This window comes from Pseudonocardia sp., assembly GCF_025465255.1.
Lineage (GTDB): Bacteria > Actinomycetota > Actinomycetes > Mycobacteriales > Pseudonocardiaceae > Pseudonocardia.
The window spans coordinates 1-26083 of record NZ_JAODNI010000056.1 but is presented as its reverse complement, the minus strand read 5'-3'; the positions used below and the strand labels follow the sequence as shown (position 1 = coordinate 26083).

The window sequence follows — 26083 nt, the reverse complement described above, 5'->3', positions numbered from 1 at the left end:
CGACGGGAAGCGCCGACTCGCGGGACCGAAAGTGCCGACTCGCGGGGGTGGGGGTCAGGCGGTGGGGGAGAAGACCTTCACGGCCTCGGCGGCGCTGCTCTCGCTGTCGTGCGGGGCGACCTCCTCCTCGGTGAAGGGGGTGCCGTCGGACATCCGGACGAAGTCCCGCAGGGCGGTGCCGGTGCAGGCGACGTCGGCCATCGGGGCGCCGACCTTCGCGTGCACGTCCGGGACGGCGACGGTGCGGAAGTCGATGCTGTAGCGGGTGCGGCCGGAGAGGTTCGGCAGCGACGCGTGCAGCTGGTCCCCGGAGAAGAGCATGATCCCGCCGACCGGGGGCACCACGGTGATCCGCGGCTCGTCGTCGGCGATGCCGTTGACCGGGGCGGGGTGCACGCGCGCGTCCTTGCCGCCGGAGAAGTCCTTGATCCGGCCGCGCCAGGCGTTGGCGACGTAGTAGTCGTAGTCCCCGGAGTTGTTCTCCACGTGGGCGCCGAAGCCGCGGGGGAAGAACTCCATGACGTTGTTCTCGGCGACCGGCCAGACCGGCATCCACCAGTTGATCTGGGCGGCCGGGGCGCCGTACCAGGTGTCGCGGTGGGCCTGGAAGGCGTAGGCGATGCCGGTGGAGAGACCGCCCTGCGGGAAGGCGGTGCGCAGCTTCGGGACGTCCGCGTGGATCTGCTCGGGGTCTCCGCCGAGCGCCTCGACGACCTTGCCGACGTGCTTCTTGGACTCGGGGTGGTGGATCCAGCGCGGTTTGAACTCGATCAGCAGGTCCGCGAGCTGCTCGGGGGAGTACGTCTCCTGGATCATGATCGGGTCGTGCGGCGCGAACAGCTCGGTGATCATGTCGCGGGTGAACTCGGCGAACTCGGCGATCGCCGGGACGTGCGTGTAGACGACGACGTCGCCCGCGAAGAGCCGCCGGCGGCGCTCCTCGTCGGTGTAGTCCGGATCGATGTGGACGTTGGCCATGTGTCCCCCTCCGAACCCGGCCGCAGTGCCCGCTCGGGGAGGGCGCCGGAGGCCGGGGCGTGGAATCTCGTGGAATTGTCGCCGCGCCGACCTCTCGCCGAAGCCCCCCGACCCGGTCAGCCGACGTGTCCGCAACGGTCGTTGCCGGACGTGGCGGGGCCAGCATAGAGGGCGGCCCTCGGCGGACTCGGGACGCCTCGATGCAGGTCAGACGCCTATCCGGGCGAATCGGACGAAGGGTGGCCTCACTCGGGCGGGTGATCGGCCGACGCGCCGGAGGAGTGCGGGTCGCCGGGCGTATGGTCGAAGGGGCGAACCCCACCCGGGGAGGACGACCGTTCCGGGGCCGGGGTCTGTCCGCATGCCCGCACGTGCACGTGTCATCGAGGAGTCGACGCCGTCATGGCCCCCCTGTCCGGTCTGCTCACCGCCGTCTCCGCCGATCCCGGGGTGCGCGCCGTGCTCGAGGCGTCCGCCGAGGTCGACGTCCGGGCCTCCGCCACGCCCGCCGTCCGCGTGGAGGGCCCCGGGGCGCTCCGCCCCTTCCTCGCCTCCGCCCTGTCCGCGCAGGGCACCGTCCTCGCCGTCACCGCCACGGACCGGGAAGCCGAGGACCTGGGCGCCGCGGCCGCCGAGCTGATCGGGCCCGACGCCGTCGCCGTCCTGCCGTCCTGGGAGACGCTGCCCCACGAGCGGCTCTCCCCGCGCCCGGACACCGTCGGCCGCCGGCTCACGATCTTCCGCCGGCTCTCCTCGGACGACGCGCCCCGCGTGGTCGCCGTCGCGGCCCGCAGCCTGATCCAGCCGATCGCCCCGGGGCTCGGCACGCTGGACCCGATCACCCTGCGCGTCGGTACCGAGCACGACTTCGAGGCGCTGCTGGAGCGCCTGGTCGAGCTGGCCTACACCCGCGTCGAGATGGTGACCACCCGCGGCGAGTTCGCGGTGCGCGGCGGCATCCTGGACGTCTTCGTGCCCACCGCGGAGCACCCGGTGCGCATCGAGTTCTGGGGCGACGAGGTGAGCGAGCTGCGGACCTTCTCGGTCGCGGACCAGCGCTCCGTCGAACCCGTCGAGGAGGTCGTGGCGCCCGCGTGCCGGGAGCTGCTCCTCACCACGCCCGTCCGCGAGCGCGCCGCCGCGCTCGCGCGTGAGCACGAGAACAACCCCCAGCTCCGCGAGATCCTCGAGCACCTGTCCGAGGGCATCGCGAGCGAGGGCATGGAGTCCCTGATCCCGGCGCTCGTCGGCGGTGAGCTGCAGCTGCTCACGGACCTGCTGCCGGCCGGCTCCCGGGTCCTGATCGCGGACCCGGAGCGGATCCGCACCCGCGCCCGGGACCTCGTCCGCACCGGCCAGGAGTTCCTGGAGGCGTCGTGGCTGGCGGCGGGCACCGGCGGTACCGCGCCCATCGACGTCGGCGCGTCCGCGTACCGGGACCTCACCGAGGTCCTCGAGCACGCCACCACCACCGGGCATCCGGTGGTCAGCCTCAGCCCGCTGCTCTCCGGCCAGGACGACGCGCTGGTCCCGGCCGTGCACGAGATCGAGTCCTACCGCGGGGACACCGACCGGGCCCTGATCGATCTCCGGGCGCACACCGCGTCCGGCGGGGCCGCGGTGCTCGTCGTCGCCGGGCAGGGCACGGCGGCCCGCTCGATCGAGCAGCTGCGCGAGGCCGACGTGCCCACGACCCTGGTCGAGGACCTGACCGACGAGCCGGAGAAGGGCCTGGTCACGGTCACCTGCGGGCGGATCCCCGACGGTCTCACCGCGATGGAGATCGGCCTCGTGCTGCTGTCGGAGGGGGACCTGACCGGCAGCCGCGCCGGGCTGGACTCCGCGACCCGCAAGATGCCCGCCCGTCGGCGCAACGCGGTGGACCTCGCCGCGCTGCAGCCGGGGGACTACGTCGTGCACAACCAGCACGGCATCGGCAAGTTCGTCGAGATGCGCGAGCGCAACGTCCAGGGCGCCACCCGCGAGTACCTGGTGCTGGAGTACGCGTCGAGCAAGCGCGGCCAGCCCGCGGACCGGCTCTTCGTCCCGACGGACGCGCTGGACGAGATCAGCCGCTACGTCGGCGGCGAGCAGCCGACCCTGAACAAGCTGGGCGGCGCGGACTGGGCCAAGACCAAGGGCCGCGCGCGCAAGGCCGTCCGGGACATCGCGGCCGGTCTCGTGCAGCTCTACGCGGCGCGCCAGTCGTCGCCCGGGCACGCGTTCGGCAAGGACACGCCGTGGCAGCGTGAGCTCGAGGACGCCTTCCCGTTCACCGAGACCCCGGACCAGCTGGCCGCGATCGATGAGGTCAAGCACGACATGGAGCGGCCGGTCCCGATGGACCGGGTGATCTCCGGGGACGTCGGTTTCGGCAAGACCGAGATCGCGGTGCGCGCGGCGTTCAAGGCGGTGCAGGACGGTAAGCAGGTCGCCGTCCTGGTGCCGACGACGCTGCTCGCCACGCAGCACCTCAGCACCTTCTCCGAGCGGATGCGAGCGTTCCCGGTCACGGTGAAGGGCCTGTCCCGGTTCACGGACAACGCCGAGGCCAAGGAGACGATCAAGGGGCTGACGGACGGGACCGTGGACATCGTCGTCGGAACACACCGGCTGCTGCAGAGCGGGGTCCGCTGGAAGGACCTCGGGCTGGTGATCGTCGACGAGGAGCAGCGCTTCGGCGTCGAGCACAAGGAGCACATCACCGCGCTCCGCGCCCACGTCGACGTGCTCACGCTCTCCGCGACACCGATCCCGCGCACGCTGGAGATGAGCCTGGCGGGCATCCGCGAGATGTCCACGATCACCACCCCGCCCGAGGACCGGCACCCGACGCTCACCTACGTCGGCGCCTACGACGACAAGCAGGTCGCCGCCGCGATCCGCCGCGAGCTGCTTCGCGACGGCCAGGTCTTCTACGTGCACAACCGGGTCAGCTCGATCGACCGGGCGGCCAAGAAGATCCAGGACCTGGTGCCGGAGGCGCGGATCGCCGTCGCCCACGGCCAGATGAACGAGGACATCCTGGAGCGCACGGTCAACGCGTTCTGGCACAACGAGTCCGACGTCCTGGTGTGCACCACGATCGTCGAGAACGGGCTGGACATCAGCAACGCGAACACGTTGGTCGTCGAGCGCAGCGACACCCTGGGGCTCTCCCAGCTCCACCAGCTCCGCGGCCGGGTCGGACGTGGCCGCGAGCGCGGGTACGCCTACTTCCTGTTCCCGCCGGAGCATCCGCTCACCGAGACCGCGCACGACCGGCTCGCCACCATCGCGCAGCACTCCGAGCTGGGCTCGGGCGCGGCCGTCGCGATGAAGGACCTGGAGATCCGCGGCGCGGGCAACATCCTCGGTGCGGAGCAGAGCGGACACATCGCGGGCGTCGGGTTCGACCTGTACATCCGGCTCGTCGGCGAGGCGGTCGCGGCGTTCCGCAAGCAGGCCGGCCCCGGGGGCGGCGTCGAGGAGGAGCACCTCACCGAGGTCCGGGTGGACCTCCCGGTGGATGCGCACGTCCCGCACGACTACGTCGACGGCGAACGGCTGCGGCTCGAGCTCTACCGCAAGATCGCGGAGGCCGGGGACGAGGCGGCGCTGGAGGCCATCGTCGAGGAGGTCACGGACCGCTACGGCGAGCCGCCGACACCGGTCCGGAACCTGCTCGCGGTCGCCCGCTTCCGGCAGACCTGCCGCACGCTGGGCATCGGCGAGGTGACGGTCACCGGGAACGTCCTCCGCATCGGCCCGGTCGACCTGCCGGACTCCCGGCAGATGCGCCTGAAGCGGCTGCACCCGAAGAGCGTCTACAAGCCGGCGTCGCGGCTGGTCACGGTCCCGAAGCCGACCGCCGGGAACAAGATCGGCGGTGCGGCGCTGCGGGACGCGGAGCTGCTCGAGTGGCTGACGACGCTGGTGAGGGAGCTGGCCGCACCGGTCGCCGTCAACGCCTGACCGGCGTCCGGCGGGCCCCGATCACGGTGTCGGGCGTTCGCCGGACAGCGGCGGGTCGCGTCGCGGTGGTAACGCCGTGCCCTCAGCGGGCGACGCCCACTGCGAGATGTCGACAGCGGAATTCCTCGACCGGTTCGGTCTGCGTTACGCGGCGGGCGCACGGGCGGTCGTCGGCGTCCTGATGGCGGTGGCCGCGCCCTTCGCGGCGCCGCCGGCCGGCACGGCCGTGTGCGCGCTCGTCGCGGTCGCCCTCGCGGGGTGGAGCCTGCTCTACCTGCACCTGATGCGGAAGGCCCCGCGGACCTGGGTCTGGGTCGTGGACGTCGCCTTCATGTGCGGGCTCTGCCTGGCGCAGTCCGTGCTCGTCGACCCGTCGCTGCTCGTGCGGTTCCTCGGCTGGGTCGCGCCGGTCTCGTCGCTCGCGGTCGTCGCGCTGCAGTGGCACGTGCGGCCGCTGCCGGGTGCGATCGCGACTGCGCTGGTGTGCGTCGCGTTCGTGGTCGGCGCGTCCGCGTCGCCGGGGGTGACTGTCGGGCAGGCGCTCGTCGCGGGCGGGGTGTGGACGGCGGTGGAGGCGGCGCTGTCCCGGCTGCTGTGGCGGCTCGTGCGGCGCGGCGGTCGGATCGCCGACGAGCACATGGCCGAGCGGTTCGCCGCCGAGCGGGAGTCGGAGCTCCGCCGCGCTCGTCGCGCTGAGCAGCGTGCGCACTGGGCGACCGTGCACGACACCGCGGCCAGCACGTTGATGATGGTGGGGGTGAGCGGCGTCCGCGGTGACGAGCCGTGGCTGCCCGGGCAGATCCGGCGCGACGTCGTGGCGTTGCGGGGGGAGCCGGGCGCGGCCGCGCGCGCCCGGGAGGTGGTCGAGGGTGCCGTCGCGGTCGCGCGGATCGCGGTCGACCTCCGGCTCGACGGCGACGTGGAGCTGCCGGGACCGGTGGCCGGCGCGATCGGCGGCGCGGTGGCCGAGAGCCTGGAGAACGCGCACCGGCACGCGCTCGTGGCCTCGGTGGCCGTCGACCTGCGGGTCGTGGACGGGCGGGTGCGGGTGACCGTCCGGGACTCCGGGCGCGGGTTCGACCCCGCCGCCGTGCCCGGCGACCGGTTCGGGCTGGCCCGCTCCGTGCGCGAGCGCATGGCGAGCGCGGGCGGGCGCGCGGTCGTCGAGTCGGCGCCGGGCCGGGGAACCTGCGTGTGCCTGGAGTGGCCGCATGCGTGACTCCCAGGACCTCTCGACCCAGGACCTGTCGACGCAGCTGCTCCGCGGGATGCGGATCGCGCAGACCGTGATCGTGCTCGTCATCCTGGTCGGGCTGAACGTGCCCAACCTGCTCGCCAACCTCGGCGGCTACCGGGTGCCATGGGCCGGGATCGCCTCGCTCGGCGTCTTCTTCGTCCTCGCCGGGATCGACGCCGTGCTCGTCGCCCGGCACCGGCTCTGGGGCCGCGCACGGTGGCCCGTCGCGGTGTTCCTGCTGGTGGTGACGCTGGGGGCGAGCCTCGCGCTGCACCCGGCGGAGCTGAGCGGCCCGGCGCACGTGACGCTCGGGTCGGCCGGCTGGATCGCCGTCCTGCTGTTCACCGGTGCCTCGCTCCGCGGGCTGCTGGCCGTGCTGGGGGCGCACCTGCTGATCGTCCTGGGCCTGCTCCTCGCGACGGGCCGGTCGGACCAGGTCACACTCGTCGCGTTCGCGACGACGGCGGTCGCGGTGACGTCGTTCCAGCTCGCGGTCGGGCTGGCAGGCTCGGCGCTGCGGGCCGTCGCCGTGCAGGCCGCCGCCGCCGCGGAGGAGAGCGCCCGGACCGTCACCGCGGACGCCGTTGCCGCCGCCGTGCACACCGACCGCGAGGCGCGCTACGCCGAGCTCCGGGCCGTCGCCCTGCCGCTGTTGCGCGGCATCGGGGACGGGACCCGCTCGCCCGCGGACCCGGAGGTCCAGCGCGCGGCGGCGCTCGGCGCGGCCCGGCTGCGGCGGATGTTCGCCGAGGAGCGCGACGCCGCGGACCCGCTCGCCGCCGAGCTCGCCACATTGATCGACATCGCGGAACGACGCGGCGTCGAGGTTCACTACTCCGAGCGCGGATCCCGGGCGATTCCGCCTCCGGACGTCTGCCAGGGGCTCCTCGACGAGGTCGGGGCGGGTCTGCTGGGTGCGGAGCGGACCGCGCGGGTAACGCTGAGCGGGGTGGAGCGGGCCGTCGTGCTGAGCGTCGTGTCCGACGCCGCCGAGGGACGCGTCGTGCCGGGGGAACGGACCCGGGCCGACGGCAGCACGGTCACCACCGTCGTGGGCGGCGGCCGGACATGGGTGGAGGCGAGATGGGCCCCTCGATCGTGATCGTCGACGATCATCCCGCGATCGTCGACGGGGTGCGCGCCTGGTGCGCGGCAGCGGAACCGCCGATCAGGGTGCTCGCCGCCGGAGCCAGTCCGGGCGTGGCCCTCGCGGGCACCGGGGCGGAGGCGGACGTCGTCGTCTTCGACCTGCAGCTCGACGGGGCCCCGGCCTTCCGCGCGCTCACCACGCTCGCGGACGCCGGCCGTCGGGTGGTCGTCTACTCGCAGCACGCGGACAGTGACACCGCCCTGCGCTGCCTGGAACTCGGGGCGGCGACGTACCTGACGAAGGCCGAGGGTCCGGAGCACCTGATCCCCGCCGTCCAGGCCGTGGTCGACGACCTGCCCTACACCCCTCCGGTGCTGGGCGGCGCGATGGCGGCGGACCGGCACCCGGACCGTCCGGTGCTGTCCGAGCGGGAGCGCGAGGTGCTGCTCGCGTGGTTCGAGAGCGACTCGAAGCAGCTCGTCGCGCAGCGGTTCCACCTGTCCGCGAAGACGGTCGACACCTACATCAACCGGGTACGGATCAAGTACGCGGACGTGGGGCGTCCGGCCACGACGAAGGCGGCTCTGGTGGCGAGGGCGCTGCAGGACGGGCTGATCGACCTCGCCGGCCTCTGAGCCCGAGCTCCTCAGCGGGGCGTCAGGACACAGAACTCGGCGCCCTCCGGGTCCTGCAGGACCGCCCACGGGACGTCGCCCTGCCCGATGTCGACGGGCGTCGCACCGGCGTCGAGGGCGCGGCGGCCGAGTGCGCGCTGGTGCTCGGCGGAGTTGCTCGCCAGGTCCGCATGCACCAGGTTGTTGACGACCTTGGCCTCCGTGACCGGCGCGAACACGAGATCGAAGATCAGCTCGCCGACGTCCGGGCAGCGCACGTCGACGTCGTCGGGGGTGTCGACGGCGACCGGCCAGCCGAGCAGCTCGGACCAGAACAGGCCGAGCGCGGAACCGTCCGCGGCGTCGACGACGACGTTCACCAGGCGGATCGGCATGCCGGGGGGCCAACGGCGGGCGGTGCCGCGGCTCGGGCGTTTCCCCCATGCACGAACACCCGAGCCGCCGTGCCCCGGCAAGGAGGCCGGGTGCCGCCGGCCGACGCAGTGTGCCCCCTGCGGTGTCGTCCGGCGGCGAACCCACGCCGACCCTATGTCCGCGGGACGCCCGGTCGTGTCGTGCGAACACCCGACAGGCGGCGATGGATGCCCGGCACCCGCGGGGCGGTGGTCCGTGGGTGCCGGGCCCTGTCGACCGTAGGAGCCCCGGTGCCGCGCCGCTGTCGGGTGAACACCTGACGTGCTGCTCGTTAACGTCCCCGCGGCCGGGTCGAGTACGAACCGAGCGCCGGGCGGTCCGGGCGCCCGCTTTCCGGGAGGAACGCAGTGTCGGTCACCCCCTCTTACCTGGCCGTCCTCGGGTTCGCGCTCTGGAACTCCGGCTACCGGCAGGGCACCACCGGGCAGAGCCTCGGCAAGCAGGTCATGGGCACGAAGCTCGTGAGCGCCAGGACCGGCGCACCGATCGGGTTCAACCCGGCGTTCGTCCGGCAGATCGCGCACGTGATCGACGCCCTGCCGTTCTACCTCGGCTACTTCCGCCCGCTGTGGGACGCTCGCCGGCAGACGTTCGCGGACCCGGTCTGCGACACCGTGGTGGTCCACGCGGGCTCCTGAGCACCGGCGGCGGTGCGACCCACGCCACGTCGGCGTGAGAGGCTGACCGCCGTGCGCATCAGGATGGGGCGTCTCGTTGCGTCCGCGGTGGTCGTCGGTGCCGTCGTCAGCGGCTGTGGCAGCGGGCCGAGCCAGGTCGACTCCGCGGTGATCCTCGGCCAGGACTCGATCTCGCTCACCCAGATGCAGGACCAGCTTCGCACCGCCCTGGGGCGTACGGACATGGTCCAGCGGATCACGCAGCAGGGCGGGACCACCGAGCAGATCTCCCGGGACGTCGTCACGGCCGCGGTGATGCACCAGCTGTTGGAGCGCGCCGCCCGGACCGAGGGCATCACGGTCACGGAGGCGCAGGTCGCGGCGGAGACCACGGCACTCGGCGGCACCGAGGCGGTGCTCGGCCGCACGCTGTTCGACGAGGAGAACCTGCACGACGCCGTGTGGGACCGGCTCGCCGCCACCGAGCTCGGACGCAAATACGCGGACCGGCTGTCCGTCACCGTCGACGTCGCGCTGACCACCACCCAGGCCGAGGCCGGGGCGAAGGCCCGCACGGTCGCGGCCGGCGGCCCGGCCGCCGAGGCCGTGTTCGACGACAGGAACACCGCCGCCCGCAATCAGGTCCTGCGGGTCGGCCAGGACCCGACCCTCGGCGCCACCGCCGCGTTCGGCACCCCCACGGGCCAGGTCGTCGCGTTCGAGCCGTCGCCGGGGCAGGCCGTCTGGGCCGTCATGCGCGTCACCCAGCGCTCCACGGACGCGCCGCCGAGCGAGCCCTCGGTCGTCTCCTCCACGGACAGCGACTCGCTCGCCGCGATCGGTCAACGCCTGGTCCAGCCGCTGTCGGACCAGCTCGCGGTCGCGGTCAACCCTCGTTACGGCGTGTGGGACCCGGTGCAGATGCGGGTCGTCGCCCCGGAGGAACGCGGCGGGGTGCTCCTGCCGGTGCAGACCGGGCGGGGCTGACGCGTGGCGCCCACCGTCGTCGTCCTGTCCCGGCGGCTCGGCGCCGTCCTGCCCGCGGCCGCGCTCCCGGCGTTGCGGAGCGCCTCGGTCGTGCTCGCGGATCCGAGCGTGCCGGACGAGCTGATCGCGGCATCGGGCGCCACACGCGCCGTCGAGGGCCAGTCCCTGCCGGACGACGCCGTCCTGCTGACGCTCGAACCCGCGCCCGACGCCGTCGTGACTCCGGAACCCCACGGCGCCGCGCTGCTCGACGCCGTCGCCGTCATGGATCGCCTGCGCTCGCCCGGCGGCTGCCCCTGGGACGCCGAGCAGACCCACGCGTCGCTGCTGCAGTATCTCATCGAGGAGTGCTACGAGCTCTACCAGGCGATCGAGGACGGCGACCGCGCGGACATGCGCGAGGAGCTCGGGGACGTCCTGCTCCAGGTGCTGTTCCACGCCCGGGTCGCGCAGGAGTCCGCGGAGGCGCCGTTCGGCATCGACGAGGTCGCGTCCGGGCTGGTGGCGAAGCTCGTCGGGCGGCACCCGCACGTCTTCGCCGGCACCGAGCGGATCGACACGGCGTCCGCGCAGGAGGGCCGCTGGGAGGAGCTGAAGCGGGCCGAGAAGCAGCGCACGTCGAGCGTCGACGGGGTGCCGCTCGGCCAGCCCGCGGTCGCCCTCGCCGCGAAGCTCACCAGCCGCACCGCGCGCGCCGGCCTCCCGGACGACCTGCTGCCCGCCGGCGGAGGCGTGGGGGAGGAGCTGTTCCGGGCCGCCGCGAAGGCGAAGCTCGCGGGGATCGACCCGGAGGCCGAGCTGCGCACCGCCGCCCGCCGCTTCGCCGAGCTGGTCCGAGAGGCCGAACGCACCGCGGCCGCCCAGGGCGCGGACCCGCACGCCCTGGACCCGGAGACCTGGCGCCGAGCCTGGCCCGCCTGACCGTTTCCTTTTCCCGCGCGCCTTTTCCCGCGCCCTCCCCGCGAGTCGGCACTTCTCGGCGCGCGAGTCGGGCTCTCGTGCCCCGCGAGTCGCGGTTTCCCGGCGCGCGAGTCGGCGCTGAGGACCGCGCGAGTCGGGGTTTCGTGTCGCGGGAGGCGGGGCCCGGCGCCGTGGCCGTCGAGGCGCGGTCTCCCGCATCTCAGAGGTCTCTCAGTCGGCGTCCGTAGCGTGGACGAGGTGCGCGGATCTGCAGCGGTCCTCCTCGGCATCCTGGGCGTCGTCGGGCTCGTGTTCCTCGGCGTCGTCCTCGTCGGGCAGGAGGGACGGGAGCGGACCACGTCGCGATCCGACGGCCTGACGCCCGCGGGTGTCCCGCGCGGCACCCCCGTCTCGACGGCCGCGCCGCTGCCCGACGGCGCGGACACCTCGATCTGGGCGCGGGACGCGGCCGCCAGGACCTCGATCCCGGCGCGCGCCTTGGAGGCCTACGCCGCGGCGGAGCTCGCCCAACGCGCCCGGACCCCTGACTGCCGGCTCTCCTGGGCCACGCTCGCCGGGATCGGCCGGGTCGAGTCCAACCATGCGCGGATCAACGGCTCCCGGCTCGACGGCCAGGGCGTCTCGTCGCCGCCGATCGTCGGCATCCCACTGGACGGCTCCAACAACACGCGCGAGATCGCGGACACCGACGGCGGCCGGCTCGACGGGGACACGACCTACGACCGCGCGGTCGGCCCGCTGCAGTTCCTGCCGACGACCTGGGCCCGTTTCGGCGGGGGCGGAGACCCCCAGCGGATCGACGACGCGGCGCGGGCCGCCGCGGCCTACCTCTGCGCCGAGGGCCGGGACACCGCGAGCGGGGACGGCTGGTGGGACGGGGTGCTCGCCTACAACCGGTCCGTCGAGTACGCACGGCTGGTGTGGGCGGCGGTGGACCGCTACGCCGGTGCGGCGGCCTGACGGGAGGAAGGACGAGCGGCGCGTGCCGGCCCGCCCACCCCCGACTCGGGGGTCGCGAAACCCCGACTCGCGCGCCTGAAAGCGCCGACTCGCGGACGGAAATACCGCGACTCTCGCGATTTCCCGCGGCGGTGGTCGCCTCGGGCGCCGGCTCCTAGCTGAAGAGGGACTGGGCCCAGTACTCGCCGTCCCCGACGCCCGGCGGGCAGGCGAAGAGGGCGGAGCCGTTGTGCTCCAGGTACTCCATCATCTTGTCCTTCTTCGCCAGCGCCCGCTGCATCGGGACGAACTGCGTCTCCGGGTTCCGGACGAACGCGACGAAGAACAGGCCCGCGTCGAGGTGGCCGTTGCCGTCGGAGCCGTCGACGAAGTTGTAGCCGCGGCGGAGGATCTTGACCCCGTTCAGCGACTCCGACGACGCCAGCCGGATGTGCGCGTTCATCGCGATCGCCGGCTGGCCGTCCGCGCCCTTCGCACGGAGGTCGGCGAGGTCGAACTCCTTCTGCCCGCTGAGCGGGTTGCCCTCCCGCTTGGTCCGCCCGACGATGGCCTCCTGTTCCTCGAGCGAGGTGCGGTCCCAGGTCTCGATGTGCATCCGGATCCGACGGGCCACCAGGTAGCTGCCGTCCGTCATCCACGCCGGGCCGTCCCCGGCCTCCACCCAGACGTGCTGGTCGATCTCCTGCGGTTCCTCGGCCTTGAGGTTGTTCGTGCCGTCCTTGAACCCGAAGAGGTTGCGCGGGGTGGCCTGCGCGGTCGAGGTCGACGACGTCCGCCCGAACCCCAGCTGCGACCAGCGCACCGCGGTGGTGCCGAAGCCGATCCGGACCAGGTTGCGGATCGCGTGAACGCCGACCTGCGGGTCGTCCGAGCAGGCCTGGATGCACAGGTCACCGCCGGAGCGGTTCGGATCGAGCCGGTCCCCCGTGAACGAGGGGAGATCGATCAACGCGGGCGGGCGCTTGCCCGCCATGCCGAGCTTGTCGAAGAACGACGCGCCGAGCCCGAGCGTCAGCGTGAGCGATGCGGCGGGCAGCCCCAGCGCCTCGCCGGTGTCGGCCGGCGGGGACAACGGGTTCAGTCCGACGGCGCCGTTCTCACTGGTCTCGAGCCCGGCGGTCATGCGTTCCGCGGCGGCCGTCCACTTCTGGAAGAGCCGCTGCACCTCGGCCCGGTCCGTCGTGGTGAGGTCCAGGGCCACGAAGTGCATCCGGTCCTGGGCCGGGGTGACGATTCCGGCCTGGTGCTGCCCCCGGAAAGGCACGACGCCGTCGTGGGCGGGCTCGTCGCTGCCGGCCGCACCGGCCGCATAGCCGATGCCGGCACCGGCACCGGCGAGCGCGACACCCGCCCCGGCGAAGCCGAACAACCGCCGCCGGGAGAACCCGCCGCCGCTCCCGGCGGAGGCCACGGGTGGCTCGTCCGGCGGGGCAGGAGGAGTGGACTCCGGCGCGGCGTCGGGTTCGGTCGAGGGGCGGGTCGAGCTCACGACGTGACGACCCCCGCGACCTGGCTGATCGGCTCACCGAGCGCGTCGACGGCGGCGGCCATGGCCTTCTTGTCGTCCTCGGTGAGCGTCAGGTAGCTCTTGTAGCCGTCGCCCTCGCGGTACTCGTCGAGCAGCGCGTCGACGGCGGCGAAGCGCTGGTCCAGCGTCGGGCCGAGCTGCGGGTCCTTCTCGTCGATCACCGGACGAAGTGCTGCGACCGCGCCCTGCGAGCCGTCGAGGTTCCCCTTGAAGTCCCAGAGGTCCGTGTGCGAGTAGCGGTCCTCCTCGCCCTCGATCTTGCCGGTGGCGACCTCGTCGAGCAGCTCCTTGGCGCCGTTGGCGAGCTGGACCGGGGTGAACTCGAGCGGGGCGACGCGCGTCTGCAGGTCCTTCATGTCGACCATCAGCTGGTCCGCGACGGCGGCCGAGTCCGGCTGCAGGCCGTCGGCCCACAGGTCCTTCTCCAGTCGGTGGAAACCGGTGAAGCCGACGCCCTGCTCGCGCTCGTCGTCCTCGCGGCCGTCCATCTTCGGGTCGAGGTCGCCGAAGGACTCGGCGACGGGCTCGATCCGCTCCCAGTAGGTGCGGGAGACCGGGAAGAGCGCCTTGGCCTCCTCGACCTTGCCGGCCTTGACGGCGTCGACGAACTCCTGCGTCTTGGGCACGAGCGCTTCGATCTGCGAGCCGACGTAGCGCTTGTAACCGGCGGTCGCCTCGGCGAGCCTGGCGTTCGTGTCGACCGAGCGGGCCGCCGTGCCGGTGACGGTGAAGGCGTTGCGGATGCCGTCGCCGATCATGCCGGGCTTGCAGGCGGTGGTGTAGGCGCCGCCGTCCGGCACCTCGACGATCAGGTTCCGGGACAGGCCCGGCCCGATGTTCTCGATCTCGCCCATGATCCGGTCGCCCGTGCCGTAGAGGTAGAACTCGGTGACCTTCGTGCCGGAGTTCTTGATCGAGAAGGAGATGTTGCCGGCCGGCGCCTCGGCGCTGGAGATCTCGCAGGCGGCATCCGTGGCGTTCACGGTGATCGGCCCGCCCGCCGCGGCGTCGCCGCCGGACGGGGCGGCGGGCTGGGCGGTGCTGGTGCACCCGGCGAGGACGAGTGCGGCGGTGCCTGCGGTGAGCAGGACGGCAGCCGACCGTCGGGTGGTGCGGGACATGGGTTCTTCTCCTCGGGGAGTCAAACTCGCGCAGCGGCGGGAGTGGTGGACCGCGCGCGCAGGGGGATGAGGAACAGCGTCAGGACGACGGCCACGTAGAGCACCCAGACGACGGCCTGGAACACGGTTGTCTGTGGGGAGAAGTTGAAGACCCCCTTGAGCAACGTCCCGTACCAGGAGTCCGGCGGGATCGTGGCGCTCACGTCGAAGGCGAGGGTGGCGAGGCCGGGCAGCACGCCGGCCTCCTGCAGGTCGTGCACGCCGTAGGCGAGGATCCCGGCGGCCACGAAGATCAGCAGCAGTCCGGTGACGGTGAAGAACTTCGCCAGGTTGATCTTCATGGCCCCGCGGTAGATCAAGTACGCGAGGACGATCGCCAGCGCGATGCCGATCAGGAAGCCGATCAGCGGCTGGGCGGTCTCGCCCGCGGCCTGGGCGGCGGCGAAGAAGAAGACGGCGGTCTCCAGGCCCTCGCGGCCGACGGCGAGCGTGGCCATGACGACGACCGCGATCGGCCCCATCCGGATCGCCGTCTCGAGCTTCCCCTGCAGGTCCGACGACATGGCGCGCGCATTGTTGCGCATCCAGAAGATCATCCAGGTGACGAAGCCGACCGCGATGATGGACAGCGATCCGCCGAGGGTCTCCGACGCCTCGAAGGTCAGCGCCTGCTCGGCGAGGGTGAGTCCGAGGGTGACGCCGACGCTCACGAGCACCGCGATGCCGACGCCGAGCCAGACCTTCGGGAGCTCGCGACGGCGGTCCGTCCGGACGAGGAACGCGACGAGGATACTGACGACGAGGGAGGCCTCGAGGCCCTCCCTCAGTCCGATCAGCGCATTGCCCAACACCGAGCCGGCCTCCGGTTCCCCGCTGCCTCGATTAGGTGAGGCTCATCAGTAGCGGGCTGAGGCTAGCTTGCCGAACCGACGATTCGGAAGGCTCTGTTCCGAGGGGCTCGTCGCCGGTCGTCGCCGGAAGGTCTCCGATGTCCGGATGGTCCTTGTCGAGAACGATCGGCGCGACGGTCAGCCCTGCAGGGTCGCGATGCGCGCCCGGGCTTCGCCGAGCGCCTCCTGGTACTCCGGCCGCGGGTCCATCACCACCGCCATCTTGAGCTGCGCGAGCGCCTCGCCGAGACGGCCCTGCCGCTGCAGCGCCTTGCCCAGCGCGAAGCGCGCGTAATGGTCCGACGGATCCAGCTCGAGCACCTTGCAGAAGGCCTGCTCGGCCCGCTTGAGCTGCGCGGAGTCCAGGTACGCGCGGCCGGCGAGCAGGTGTACCGAGGCATCGTTGGGCTGGCTCTCGACCACCGGGGTCAGGGCCTGCAACGCGTCGAGCGGACGCCTGTCGGACAACAACATCTCGGCACGACGGAACGACTCGAACACCAGGTTTCGCTCCCGGCGGGAGACGGGTTCGCTCGTCATGGTCATTCCTACGTTAGGTGTCGGGACGATGAATCGCGAGGCTTGTACATCCGTGCGCTCGCGCGGGCGCACGCGCGCCCGTGAGGCCCGGTGCGGGAAGCCGCACAGTGACGTGGCCCGGGTTCGTCCCCCGGATCGTCGGTACCTGCGGCTAACCTGACGCAGGCGAATCTCGGTACGGCGACGGTGAACAGGAGCAACGGGTGGCAGCCATCGAGCAGGTCGGGGCGCGAGAGATCCTCGATTCCCGGGGCAACCCCACGGTCGAGGTCGAGGTCGCCCTCGACGACGGCACGCTGGCCAGGGCCGCGGTGCCCTCCGGCGCGTCGACCGGTGAGCACGAGGCCGTCGAGCTGCGGGACGGCGACGCCCGCTATGGCGGCAAGGGGGTCGAGAAGGCCGTCACCGCGGTGCTGGACGAGATCGGCCCCGAGCTGACCGGCATGGAGGCGGTGGACCAGCGGCTCGTCGACCAGCGGCTCGTCGACCTCGACGGGACCCCGGACAAGTCGCGGCTGGGCGCCAACGCGCTGCTGGGCGTCTCGCTCGCGGTCGCGAAGGCCGCCGCGGAGTCCTCCGGGCTGGAGCTGTTCCGCTACGTCGGCGGGCCGAACGCGCACGTGCTGCCGGTGCCGATGATGAACATCCTCAACGGCGGCGCACACGCGGACACCTCGGTCGACGTCCAGGAGTTCATGGTCGCCCCCATCGGCGCCGAGTCGTTCCGTGAGGCCCTGCGCTGGGGCACGGAGGTGTACCACGCGCTGAAGTCCGTGCTGAAGGAGAAGGGCCTGTCCACCGGCCTCGGCGACGAGGGCGGCTTCGCCCCGGACGTCGCCGGCGGCACCAAGGGCGCGCTCGAGCTGATCGGCGTCGCCGTCGAGAAGGCGGGCTACACCCTCGGCACGGACGTGGTGCTCGCCCTCGACGTGGCGGCCACGGAGTTCTTCTCCGGCGGCGTGTACCACTACGAGGGCAAGGACCTCTCCTCGGCGGACCTGTCGAAGGTCTGGGCCGAGCTGGTGAACGAGTTCCCGCTGGTCTCGATCGAGGACCCGCTGTCCGAGGACGACTGGGACGGCTGGGTCTCGCTGACGCAGGCGATCGGGGACAAGGTCCAGATCGTGGGCGACGACCTGTTCGTCACCAACCCGGAGCGGCTCGAGGAGGGCATCAACCGCGGCGCCGCGAACGCGCTGCTGGTGAAGGTCAACCAGATCGGCACGCTGTCCGAGACGCTCGACGCCGTCACACTGGCCCACTCGTTCAGCTACCGCTGCATGATGAGCCACCGCTCCGGCGAGACCGAGGACGTGACGATCGCGGACCTCGCCGTCGCCACCGGCTGCGGCCAGATCAAGACCGGCGCCCCCGCCCGTTCCGAGCGGGTCGCGAAGTACAACCAGCTGCTGCGCATCGAGGAGGCCCTCGGTGACGCCGCGCGCTACGCCGGTGAGCTGGCCTTCCCGCGGTACACGGTGCCGCAGGCCTGAGGCCGACGATGGCGGCGGTGTCCCACGCGGAGTCCGAACGGACGCGGGCCCGGGGTGACCGGGCCCGCACCGGTCGTGGCGCCGCGCGCCCGACGAGCGGCAAGCGGGTCCGGGAGCCGCGGCTCACCCGGAGCCGGTCCCGGGGGGTCGTCGCGGCCACCACCGGCCTGCTCGGGCTGTCGTCGACGCGGCGGGCGGCGATCCTCGCCATCGTCGTCTGCGCGTTGACGCTGACCGTCGCCATGCCGCTGCGGAACTACGTGGCGCAGCGCCAGGCGCTGACGGAGGTCTCCGACCAGCAACGGGCGTTGGCCGCCGAGGTCGATCAGTTGACCGAGCGACGGGCGCGGCTGTCGGACCCGGAGGAGATCGCGGCCGAGGCCCGGTCCCGGCTGGGGTACGTCAAGCCCGGCGAGACCCCGTACGTGGTGCAGCTGCCCCGGACCGCGGACCCGGCCGCGGCGGAGGCCGCACAGGCGAACACCCCCTGGTACAGACAGTTGTGGAGCGACGTGACGCAAGGATCCCCGCAGTGACTAGCCCCGCGAGCCGGGATTCGGCGGCTACCGGGTCGGGGTCCGCGGAGGTTTCGGCCGAGGACCTCGCCGTGATCGCCGAGCAGCTCGGTCGCCCGCCCCGCGGCGTCCTCGCGGTCGCGGCACGGTGCCCGGCCGGCCACCCCGCGGTGGTCCGGACGGCGCCCCGGCTGCCGGACGGCACGCCGTTCCCCACGCTCTACTACCTGACCTGCCCGAAGCTGGCGTCCCGGATCGGGACGCTCGAGGCCGAGGGCCTCATGCGCGAGCAGACCGACCGCCTCGCCGAGGAGCCCGAGCTGGCCGCGGCGTACCGGGCCGCGCACGAGTCCTACCTGGCCGAACGGGACGCGATCGGGCCGCTCGGCACGGACGTCAGCGCGGGCGGGATGCCGGACCGCGTCAAGTGCCTGCACGTCCACATCGCCCACTCCCTGGCGAAGGGCCCCGGGGTCAACCCGATCGGCGACGACGCGCTCGCCCACCTGGGTGACTGGTTCACCACGGGTCCCTGCTCCGCCTGAGTCGGCACTTTCCGCCCCGCGAGTCGGCGTTTACGGTGGTTCGAAACACACCTCCCGGTCGTCCGACGCCCTGTTGCGGCCGTCCGGACTCGTGCACTCGCGCGCCGGAAATTGCCGACTCGCGCGTCCGAAACTGCCGACTCGCGGGGAGTCGGGGGTGAGGTCAGGTGGTGGGGGTGACGCGGGTGAGGAGGGTCCGGGTCGCGGTCGTCGAGGGCAGGGTGCCCGCGGTGCGCCACGGGCCGTCCGCGGCGAGGCGGGCCGAGACGAACGCGTCCGTGGCCTCGGTCGGCGCGGTCCGCAGCATCAGCGAGCCCTGCAGACAGAGCGCCAGGAGCTCGGCGAGGCGCCGGGCGGTGCGCGGGTCCGGCTCCCGCAGCGCGGTGCGCAGCGACGAGCACGCGGCGTCGAACCGCCTGTCCGCGCCCGCGGCGGCGTCGACCTCCGTCAGCACCGCGTCCACGGACTCCGGGGACCGGCCGACGGCGCGCAGGACGTCGAGTGCGGTGACGTTCCCTGAGCCCTCCCAGATCGAGTTCAGCGGCGCCTCCCGGTACAGCCGCGGCATCGGGGACTCCTCCACGTACCCGTTGCCGCCGAGGCACTCCAGCGCCTCCGCGACGACCGCCGGCGTCCGCTTGCACACCAGGTACTTCGACGCCGGCAATGCCAGCCGCAGCAGCGCCGTCTCGCCGCGGTCGGCGGCGCCGGCCAGCCGCAGCGCCAGCGTCGTCGCCGCCTCGGACTCGACGGCCAGATCCGCGATCACCGCCTGCATCAGCGGCTGATCCGCCAGCCGGGCCCCGAACGCGCTGCGGTGCGCCACGTGGTGCGCCGCCTCGGACACCGCCGCGCGGATCGTGCCGGCCGAGCCGAGGACGCAGTCGAGCCTGGTCATCGACACCATCTCGATGATCGTCGCGACGCCGCGGCCCTCGTCGCCGACGCGCCACCCGAGCGCACCCGCGTACTCGATCTCCGACGAGGCGTTGGACCGGTTCCCGAGCTTGTCCTTCAGCCGCTGGATCCGGAGCGCGTTGTGCGACCCGTCGGGGAGCACGCGGGGGAGGACGAAGCAGGTCAGCCCGCCCGGCGCCTGGGCGAGGGTCAGGAACAGGTCGTTCATCGGTGCCGAGGTGAACCACTTGTGCCCGACGAGCGAGTACGTCCCGTCCGCGTTCGGTGTCGCGACGGTCGTGCCGGTGCGGACGTCCGAGCCGCCCTGCTTCTCCGTCATCGACATCCCGGCGAGCAGCCCCGCCTTGGTCTCCGGCCGCGCAAGTCCCGGCGCGTAGGTCCGGGAGGTGAGCCCCGGCTCGAACCGCGCCGCGAGTGCGGGCGCGTGCCGCAACGCCGGGATCGCCGCGTACGTCATCGAGATCGGGCAGCAGTGTCCCTGTTCCAGCTGGCTGACCAGGTAGAACCCCGCGGCGCGGGTGACGTGGGCCCCGGGGCCGCCCGCCCACGGCGCGGCGTGCAGCCCGGCACCGACGGACAGTTCCATCAACGCGTGCCACGACGGGTGGAACTCCACCTCGTCGACCCGGTGGCCGTAGCGGTCGTGGGTGCGCAGGACGGGCTCGTTCTCGTTGGCCAGCCGCGCGTGCTCGCGGTACTCCGCCGAACCGACCGGGGCGGCGAGGCCCTTCAGGTCCTCGGGAGCGCCACCCTCACGCCGCAGCGCGTCCGTGAGCCCGGGGTCGCAGGCCAGCGGATCGAAGCCGTCGAGCGGCGGGGCCTGGTTGGTCACCGTGTGGGTGCCCAGATCGGTCTGCGGGTCGACATCGCTGTACGCCACGTACCGGAGAGTAACCCCGACTCCACCCGCGATGGACCCCCCGCGCGAGCAGTTCGCGCACGGGACCTGCCGGCCGGCCGGGCTGCGTGATGTGCGAGGTCCGGACCGCGTAGCGTGGTCGGCCGGAACGGCGAAGGGAACTCCTATGTCTCGGGTGGCCGCGATCGACTGCGGGACCAACTCGATCCGCCTCTTGATCGCGGACGTGACCACGAGCTTCGACGGCACTCCCCAGCTGCGGGATCTGCACCGGGAGATGCGGATCGTGCGGCTGGGCAAGGGCGTGGACGCCACGGGCGAGCTCGACCCGGAGGCGCTCGAGCGCACCCGCGTCGCGCTCGTCGACTACGCCGCGGCGGTGCGCCGCAAGGGCGTCGAGCGCGTCCGCATGGTCGCGACGTCCGCGACGCGCGACGCGAGCAACCGCGAGGACTTCTTCGGGATGGTCCGGGACACCCTCGGGATCGACGCCGAGGTGATCAGCGGCGACGAAGAGGCCCGGCTGTCGTTCGAGGGTGCGGTCGGCGAGCTGGACCCGGAGGACGGCCCGTTCGTGGTCGTGGATGTGGGCGGCGGGTCGACGGAGCTGGTCGTCGGCGAGCTCGTGGACGGCAAGGCGAGTGTGACGGCGGCGAAGTCCGTGGACGTCGGCAGCGTCCGGCTCACCGAGCGCTGCCTGCCCGGGGATCCGCCCAGCCCGGAGGACGTCGGCAAGGCCCGCAAGGTGGCCGGCGGGATCCTCGACGAGGCCTTCGCCGCGGTGCCGGTCGAGGGCGTGAAGACCTGGGTCGGTGTGGCGGGGACGATCACCACGTTGTCCGGGATCGCGCAGGACCTGCCGGAGTACGACCCCGAGGCCGTGCACCTGTCGCGGCTGAGCCGCGAGGACATCCACCGAGTTGCGCAGCAGCTCGTCACGTCGCCGAAGTCGGAGCGGGAGAAGCTCGGCGCCCTGCACCCGGGGCGGGTGGACGTGATCGCCGCGGGGGCGATCGTCGTCGAGGCGTTGGCGGACGAGCTGCACGAGCGCGCCGGGATCGACGAGATGGTCGTCAGCGAGCACGACATCCTGGACGGGATCGCCCGCTCGATCGCGGTCTGACGTGCTCCGGAAAGTGGCTTTCCCGCCGACGCCGACCACGCTCGCCGAGCTGGACGCCCAGATCTCGGAGTGTCGCGCCTGCCCCCGGCTCGTGGCGTGGAGGGAGGCGGTGGCGAAGGAGAAGCGGGCGGCGTTCCGGGACTGGACCTACTGGGGACGCCCGGTGCCCGGCTTCGGCCCCGCGGACGCGTCGATGCTGATCGTGGGGCTGGCGCCGGCGGCGCACGGCGGCAACCGGACCGGCCGGATGTTCACCGGGGACCGTAGCGGGGACTTCCTCTACGCCGCGTTGCACGCCGTCGGGCTCGCGAACCAACCCACCGCCGTCGACAAGGACGACGGGCTCGCCCTGCGCGGGACCAGACTCACCTCGCCGGTGCGGTGCGCCCCGCCCGCGAACAAGCCGACGACCGAGGAGCGGGACACCTGCCGGCACTGGCTCGACGCCGAGCTGGCCCTGCTCGCGCCGACAGTCCGCTCGGTCGTCGTGCTCGGGGGCTTCGGCTGGCAGTCCCTGCTCCCCGTCCTGGCCGGCCACGGCTGGACCATCCCCACACCGCGCCCGAAGTTCGGCCACGGCGCCCACGTCGAGCTCGCCGGGTCCAGGCCGCTGCACCTGTTCGGCAGCTACCACGTGAGCCAGCAGAACACATTCACCGGGCGCCTGACCCCCGCGATGTTCGAGGACGTCCTGCGCGCCGCGGGCGTCGCCGCAGGCCTCCTGTAGCGGGACTCACAGCGCCTCGACGCAGATCACGCCCGAACCGGTGATTGGGCTTAGGTCCTCGGGGTACGAATGTCGGTATGGCGCATGGTCAGAAAATCGTCGTGGTCGGCGGCGGCTACGTCGGCATGTACACCGCTCTGCGGCTGCAGAAGAAGCTGCGCCGCGGCGAGGCCGACATCACCGTCATCGACCCGCAGTCCCACATGACCTACCAGCCCTTCCTCCCCGAGGCGGCCGCCGGCTCGATCGAGCCGCGCCACGTCGTCGTCCCGCTGCACAAGGTCCTGCGCGGCTGCCACGTCCTGACCGGGCGGGTCAGCGCGATCAGCGACGCGGAGAAGAAGGTGACCGTCGAGACGGCCGCGGGCCACACCACCTCGCTCGACTACGACGTGCTCGTGGTCGCCCCGGGGTCCGTCGCGCGCACGCTGCCGGTGCCCGGGCTGCCCGAGCAGGGCATCGCGTTCAAGAACGTCGGCGAGGCCATCTACCTCCGCAACCACGTCCTCTCCCGGCTCGACGCCGCGGCCACGACGGACGACCCGGAGCTCCGCCGGCGGCTGCTCACGTTCATGGTCGTCGGCGGCGGCTACGCGGGCGTCGAGGCGCTCGCGGAGCTCGCGGACATGGCCCGGTACGCCACGAAGTACTACGAGGGCATCGCTGCCGAGGACCTGCGCTGGGTGCTGGTCGAGGCGATGAACCGGATCATGCCGGAGGTCGGGCCCAAGATGGGCGTGTACACCGTCGGACGGCTGATCGACGCCGGCATCGAGGTCCTGCTCGAGACCCGGGTCGAGTCGATGGTCGGCGGGCACGTCGTGCTCAGCGACGGCACCGAGTTCGACGCGGACACGATCGTCTGGACCGCGGGCGTCAAGCCCAACCCGATGCTCGAGCAGACGGACCTCCCGCTCGGCCCGCGCGGCCACGTCCTCTGCGCGGCGGACCTCGCGGTCGAGGGCAAGCCCGGCGTGTTCAGCGCCGGCGACTGCGCCTCGGTGCCGGACCTGTCGAAGGACGACCCGCAGGCCCGCACCAGCCCGTCGGCGCAGCACGCCGTGCGGCAGGCGAAGGTGCTGGCGGACAACATCGTCGCCCACCTGCGCGGGGGCGAGACCAAGCCCTACAAGCACAGCTACGCGGGATCGGTCGCGAGCCTGGGGCTCTACAAGGGCGTCGCGCAGATCTACGGCGTCAAGCTCCGGGGCTTCCCGGCGTGGTTCATGCACCGGACCTATCACGTCAGCCGGATGCCCACCTGGAACCGCCGCTTCCGGATCGTCATGGACTGGACGACGGCGCTGCTCATGGGCCGCGAGGTCGTCGCGCTCGGGCAGATCCACGAGCCGAAGGCGGAGTTCAGCCGGCTCGCCGCGCCGAAGCCCGTCGCCCCGGCCGCCCCGGTCGCCGGCACGGACGCGGGCGAGCCGGTCAGGAGAAGCGCGTAGCGCCTGTGCGCGGTGATCGTTGCCAGGGCGACGATTACCGCGCACCAGTGCCGGAGGCGCGGCCTTCGAGGTAGCGACGCTCGGGCAGGCTGTTGGTCTGCCGGGCGGCGGTCCGGTACTGCTCGCGGGCCGCGTCCGGCTCGCCCGCCAGATCGAGCAGGTGCGCCCGGACCGCCGCGAGCCGGTGGTTCCCGGCCAGCCGCTCGTCGTCGTCGAGGGTCGTGAGCAGGTCCAGCCCCGCCCGCGGCCCGCGCGCCATCCCCAGCGCAACCGCGTGGTTCAGCGTGTAGACGGGGTTCGGCGAGACCTTCCCGAGCAGCTCGTAGAGCGCGACGATCTGCGGCCAGTCCGTCTCCTCCGCCGTGGCGGCCTCCGCGTGCAGCGCCCCGATCGCCGCCTGCAGCTTGTACGGGCCCAGCGCGCCCCGGGCCAGCGCCTCCTCGACGAGTGCGGTCCCCTCCGCGATCGAGGTCGCGTCCCACAAGCTCCGGTCCTGCTCCGCGAGCGGGACGAGATCGCCGTCCGGCCCCGTGCGCGACGGCCGGCGGGCGTCGGTGAGCAGCATGAGGGCGAGCAGGCCGGCGACCTCGCCGTCCTCCGGGAGCGTGCGGCGGAGCATGCGGGTCAGCCGGATCGCCTCGCCGGTCAGCTCGGTCCGCGCCAGGACCTGGCCGGACGACGCCGTGTAGCCCTCGTTGAAGATCAGATAGAGGACGTGCCGGACGACGGCGAGGCGGTCCTCGCCGTCGTCCGGGGTGCCGAACGTGGCACCGGCCTTCCTGATCGACTTCTTGGCGCGGCTGATCCGCTGCGCCATCGTCGTCTCCGGGACGAGAAAGGCCGCGGCGATCTCCGCGGTGGTCAGGCCGCCGACCGCCCGCAGGGTCAGGGCCAGCTGCGACGGCGGGGACAGCGCGGGATGACAGCACAGGACGAGCAGGGTCAGGGTGTCGTCCGACTGCGGGGACTCGATGCCGGACAGGGGTTCCTCGAGGACGGCGGCACGTTCCTCGCGTCGTCGGCTCGCGTTCTCGCTGCGCACCGCGTCGACGAAGCGGCGGGCCGCGACCGTGACCAGCCAGCCGTGCGGGTTGTCCGGGACGCCCTCGCCCGGCCACTGCGTCGTCGCGGCCAGGAGCGCCTCCTGCACCGCGTCCTCGCACAGGTCGAACTGGCGGTAGCGGCGCACGAGCACCCCGAGGACCTGCGGCGCGAGCGTGCGCAGCAGGTCCTCGGTGCTCGTCACATCTCCTCGCCGGAGACGTCGAGGATGGGCCGCACCTCCATCGCGGTGAACCTCGCGCTCGGCCAGCGGGCGGCGATCTCGACGGCGCGTGCCTCGGACTCGCAGTCGACGATCAGGTAGCCGCCGAAGTGCTCCTTGGCCTCGGCGAGCGGGCCGTCGGTGATCACCGGGATGTCGTCGCGGACGCGGACGACCTTGGTGCTCGCCGGATCGGCCAGCGCGTCGGTGCTGACCAGCTCGCCGGACTCGGTGAGCTCGGCCATCAGCGCGTCCATCTCGGCCATCAGGCCCTCGCCGTCCGGCCCGAAGAAGACGGAGCGGGTGTCCGGGTTGTCGTAGATCATCAGCATGTACTTCATCGGGGCTCTCCAGCGAAGTGGGTGATCAGGACAGGGGCGAGCACGCCGGGGTCGACGGCGTGGCCGGGCCAGCGCCGGGTCTCCATGGCTTCCTCCTGGTCCGGGCCGTGGGTGACCCGTTCGCAGGCAGGTCGGAGCCAGCCTGGCGGTCTCGACACCCGGCCACAAGATTCTTCGCCGAGTGCCGGCCGGGGAAGGGGTCGTCGCTAGGGTGGCGGGGACGCCCCCGTAGCCCAACCGGCAGAGGCAGGCCCCTTAAAAGGGTCACAGTGTGGGTTCGAATCCCACCGGGGGCACCCTGTCCGACCAGTCCGATCATGCCTCTGAGCTGCGGATTCCTTCGACCTTTGGCCCCAGTGCTGTCCGGCCGTGTTCGGTCAGGGCCGGGGTTCTCCGGCTGTCTGTGCCGAATGCGTGCCGAAGTCGGGCGTCACACTGCACCCCGGGAACGTCCTTCTGGCAGGTCGCTTCGCACCTCGACGGCGTACGTGCCGCAATCGCATGTCGGCGTGTCACGGGGCGGAGGAGCACCGTCCTGGTGCATCTCGCCACAAGTAGAGCAACCTGTCAGTACTACCCAAGCCCAACTACCCAAGCCCAGAGATGATCCGGTCGCTCTCTGTCAGGAGCTCGTTCAGTGCCTGCGCCTCAGCGGCGATGGCTCTGGCGAATAGCTCGTCGTCATCCGACCGCATGATCGGTAGGGATCCACTCGACAGCCGCTGCCGCAGCTCCTCCTCCTCACGTCGCCGCTCGACCTGCCTCCAGCGGTCCTGCTCGCGCTGGTCAAGGCGTTGCGCAGACTCAAGGACATGCTGAAGCCTTCCCCGGATGCCATCAAGGCGCCGCCTCCGGCCGACGGGTGGCGCTCAGCTACGAGGCATCGGCGATCGTGGTACTTCAACCTGTCTGGATGGCCGGATCGGGACGTCGAGCAGGTTGCGACTGGTCTCCAGCCTTACGCCAAGTAGCTTG

Annotated in this window: 23 protein-coding genes and 1 tRNA gene; 15 read left to right on the top strand and 9 right to left on the bottom strand. The window is 72.6% G+C overall.

Annotated features, from left to right (window positions below):
• Nucleotides 1-54 precede the first annotated feature (54 nt).
• Nucleotides 55-978: a hypothetical protein gene (locus tag JWP64_RS05795; protein WP_297493201.1), complete on the bottom strand. Its 924-nt coding sequence runs from the start codon at nt 976-978 to the stop codon at nt 55-57.
• 402 nt (nt 979-1380) lie between these two features.
• Between JWP64_RS05795 and mfd the strand changes: the two genes are divergently transcribed.
• The 4 genes from mfd to JWP64_RS05775 all read left to right on the top strand — a co-directional run bounded on the left by mfd (nt 1381) and on the right by JWP64_RS05775 (nt 7894).
• Complete coding sequence (mfd, locus tag JWP64_RS05790; RefSeq protein ID WP_297493199.1) at nt 1381-4932, top strand: transcription-repair coupling factor; 3552 nt, start codon at nt 1381-1383, stop codon at nt 4930-4932.
• A gap of 106 nt (nt 4933-5038) precedes the next feature.
• The gene (locus JWP64_RS05785; RefSeq protein WP_297493197.1) at nt 5039-6151 is read left to right on the top strand and encodes an ATP-binding protein; all 1113 of its coding nucleotides are present in this window, start codon (nt 5039-5041) and stop codon (nt 6149-6151) included.
• Complete coding sequence (locus JWP64_RS05780; protein ID WP_297493194.1) at nt 6144-7271, top strand: hypothetical protein; 1128 nt, start codon at nt 6144-6146, stop codon at nt 7269-7271. The genes JWP64_RS05785 and JWP64_RS05780 overlap by 8 nt, the downstream gene beginning before the upstream one ends.
• Complete coding sequence (locus tag JWP64_RS05775; RefSeq protein WP_297493192.1) at nt 7253-7894, top strand: response regulator transcription factor; 642 nt, start codon at nt 7253-7255, stop codon at nt 7892-7894. Before JWP64_RS05780 ends, JWP64_RS05775 begins: the two co-directional genes overlap by 19 nt.
• Before the next feature lie 11 nt (nt 7895-7905).
• Here JWP64_RS05775 and JWP64_RS05770 read toward each other — a convergent pair whose 3' ends face one another.
• Nucleotides 7906-8268, bottom strand: a complete 363-nt coding sequence (locus tag JWP64_RS05770; RefSeq protein WP_297493189.1) for a VOC family protein — start codon at nt 8266-8268, stop codon at nt 7906-7908.
• Nucleotides 8269-8655: 387 nt separating this feature from the next.
• On the opposite strand from JWP64_RS05770, the gene JWP64_RS05765 reads away from it, so the two are divergent.
• The 4 genes from JWP64_RS05765 to JWP64_RS05750 all read left to right on the top strand — a co-directional run bounded on the left by JWP64_RS05765 (nt 8656) and on the right by JWP64_RS05750 (nt 11793).
• Nucleotides 8656-8946 carry an RDD family protein gene (locus JWP64_RS05765; RefSeq protein WP_297493187.1) on the top strand — a complete coding sequence of 97 codons (291 nt, stop codon included), beginning with the start codon at nt 8656-8658 and terminating at the stop codon, nt 8944-8946.
• Between the two features lie 51 nt (nt 8947-8997).
• The gene (locus JWP64_RS05760) at nt 8998-9912 is read left to right on the top strand and encodes a SurA N-terminal domain-containing protein (RefSeq protein WP_297493184.1); all 915 of its coding nucleotides are present in this window, start codon (nt 8998-9000) and stop codon (nt 9910-9912) included.
• Nucleotides 9913-9915: 3 nt separating this feature from the next.
• Nucleotides 9916-10833, top strand: coding sequence for a MazG family protein (locus JWP64_RS05755; protein ID WP_297493183.1), 918 nt, complete (start codon nt 9916-9918; stop codon nt 10831-10833).
• A 237-nt stretch (nt 10834-11070) separates the two neighbouring features.
• A complete protein-coding gene (locus JWP64_RS05750; RefSeq protein WP_297493180.1) occupies nt 11071-11793 on the top strand; it encodes a lytic murein transglycosylase in 723 nt (240 codons plus the stop codon).
• A gap of 154 nt (nt 11794-11947) precedes the next feature.
• On the opposite strand, the gene efeB is transcribed toward JWP64_RS05750, so the two are convergent.
• The 4 genes from efeB to JWP64_RS05730 all read right to left on the bottom strand — a co-directional run bounded on the left by efeB (nt 11948) and on the right by JWP64_RS05730 (nt 15878).
• Nucleotides 11948-13204, bottom strand: coding sequence for an iron uptake transporter deferrochelatase/peroxidase subunit (gene efeB / locus JWP64_RS05745; RefSeq protein ID WP_297493215.1), 1257 nt, complete (start codon nt 13202-13204; stop codon nt 11948-11950).
• A 74-nt stretch (nt 13205-13278) separates the two neighbouring features.
• Nucleotides 13279-14442, bottom strand: coding sequence for an iron uptake system protein EfeO (gene efeO, locus JWP64_RS05740; RefSeq protein WP_297493177.1), 1164 nt, complete (start codon nt 14440-14442; stop codon nt 13279-13281).
• Nucleotides 14443-14462: 20 nt separating this feature from the next.
• Complete coding sequence (gene efeU, locus JWP64_RS05735) at nt 14463-15293, bottom strand: iron uptake transporter permease EfeU (protein ID WP_297493174.1); 831 nt, start codon at nt 15291-15293, stop codon at nt 14463-14465.
• 177 nt (nt 15294-15470) lie between these two features.
• On the bottom strand, nt 15471-15878 hold the full coding sequence (locus tag JWP64_RS05730; RefSeq protein ID WP_297493171.1) for a tetratricopeptide repeat protein: 408 nt from the start codon (nt 15876-15878) through the stop codon (nt 15471-15473).
• 197 nt (nt 15879-16075) lie between these two features.
• Here JWP64_RS05730 and eno point away from each other — a divergent pair, with 197 nt between their 5' ends.
• The 3 genes from eno to JWP64_RS05715 all read left to right on the top strand — a co-directional run bounded on the left by eno (nt 16076) and on the right by JWP64_RS05715 (nt 18425).
• Nucleotides 16076-17365 (top strand): phosphopyruvate hydratase, encoded by a 1290-nt coding sequence (gene eno, locus JWP64_RS05725; RefSeq protein WP_297493168.1) that lies wholly within the window; start codon nt 16076-16078, stop codon nt 17363-17365.
• A gap of 17 nt (nt 17366-17382) precedes the next feature.
• The gene (locus tag JWP64_RS05720) at nt 17383-17901 is read left to right on the top strand and encodes a septum formation initiator family protein (protein ID WP_297493166.1); all 519 of its coding nucleotides are present in this window, start codon (nt 17383-17385) and stop codon (nt 17899-17901) included.
• A gap of 71 nt (nt 17902-17972) precedes the next feature.
• Nucleotides 17973-18425 carry a DUF501 domain-containing protein gene (locus JWP64_RS05715; protein ID WP_297493213.1) on the top strand — a complete coding sequence of 151 codons (453 nt, stop codon included), beginning with the start codon at nt 17973-17975 and terminating at the stop codon, nt 18423-18425.
• 163 nt (nt 18426-18588) lie between these two features.
• On the opposite strand, the gene JWP64_RS05710 is transcribed toward JWP64_RS05715, so the two are convergent.
• Complete coding sequence (locus JWP64_RS05710) at nt 18589-20223, bottom strand: acyl-CoA dehydrogenase family protein (protein ID WP_297493163.1); 1635 nt, start codon at nt 20221-20223, stop codon at nt 18589-18591.
• 145 nt (nt 20224-20368) lie between these two features.
• Between JWP64_RS05710 and JWP64_RS05705 the strand changes: the two genes are divergently transcribed.
• The 3 genes from JWP64_RS05705 (at nt 20369) to JWP64_RS05695 (ending at nt 23503) form a co-directional block, all read left to right on the top strand.
• Nucleotides 20369-21325 carry a Ppx/GppA phosphatase family protein gene (locus tag JWP64_RS05705; protein WP_297493160.1) on the top strand — a complete coding sequence of 319 codons (957 nt, stop codon included), beginning with the start codon at nt 20369-20371 and terminating at the stop codon, nt 21323-21325.
• Nucleotides 21326-21338: 13 nt separating this feature from the next.
• Nucleotides 21339-22052 (top strand): uracil-DNA glycosylase, encoded by a 714-nt coding sequence (locus JWP64_RS05700; RefSeq protein WP_297493157.1) that lies wholly within the window; start codon nt 21339-21341, stop codon nt 22050-22052.
• Nucleotides 22053-22129: 77 nt separating this feature from the next.
• Nucleotides 22130-23503 carry an NAD(P)/FAD-dependent oxidoreductase gene (locus tag JWP64_RS05695; RefSeq protein WP_297493155.1) on the top strand — a complete coding sequence of 458 codons (1374 nt, stop codon included), beginning with the start codon at nt 22130-22132 and terminating at the stop codon, nt 23501-23503.
• A 34-nt stretch (nt 23504-23537) separates the two neighbouring features.
• Here JWP64_RS05695 and JWP64_RS05690 read toward each other — a convergent pair whose 3' ends face one another.
• Both JWP64_RS05690 and JWP64_RS05685 read right to left on the bottom strand, forming a co-directional pair.
• Complete coding sequence (locus JWP64_RS05690; protein ID WP_297493152.1) at nt 23538-24749, bottom strand: sigma-70 family RNA polymerase sigma factor; 1212 nt, start codon at nt 24747-24749, stop codon at nt 23538-23540.
• Nucleotides 24746-25108, bottom strand: a complete 363-nt coding sequence (locus JWP64_RS05685) for a YciI family protein (protein ID WP_297493149.1) — start codon at nt 25106-25108, stop codon at nt 24746-24748. Before JWP64_RS05685 ends, JWP64_RS05690 begins: the two co-directional genes overlap by 4 nt.
• A gap of 222 nt (nt 25109-25330) precedes the next feature.
• Here JWP64_RS05685 and JWP64_RS05680 point away from each other — a divergent pair.
• Nucleotides 25331-25404 (top strand) — tRNA-Leu (locus JWP64_RS05680).
• The last annotated feature ends 679 nt before the right edge of the window (nt 25405-26083 follow it).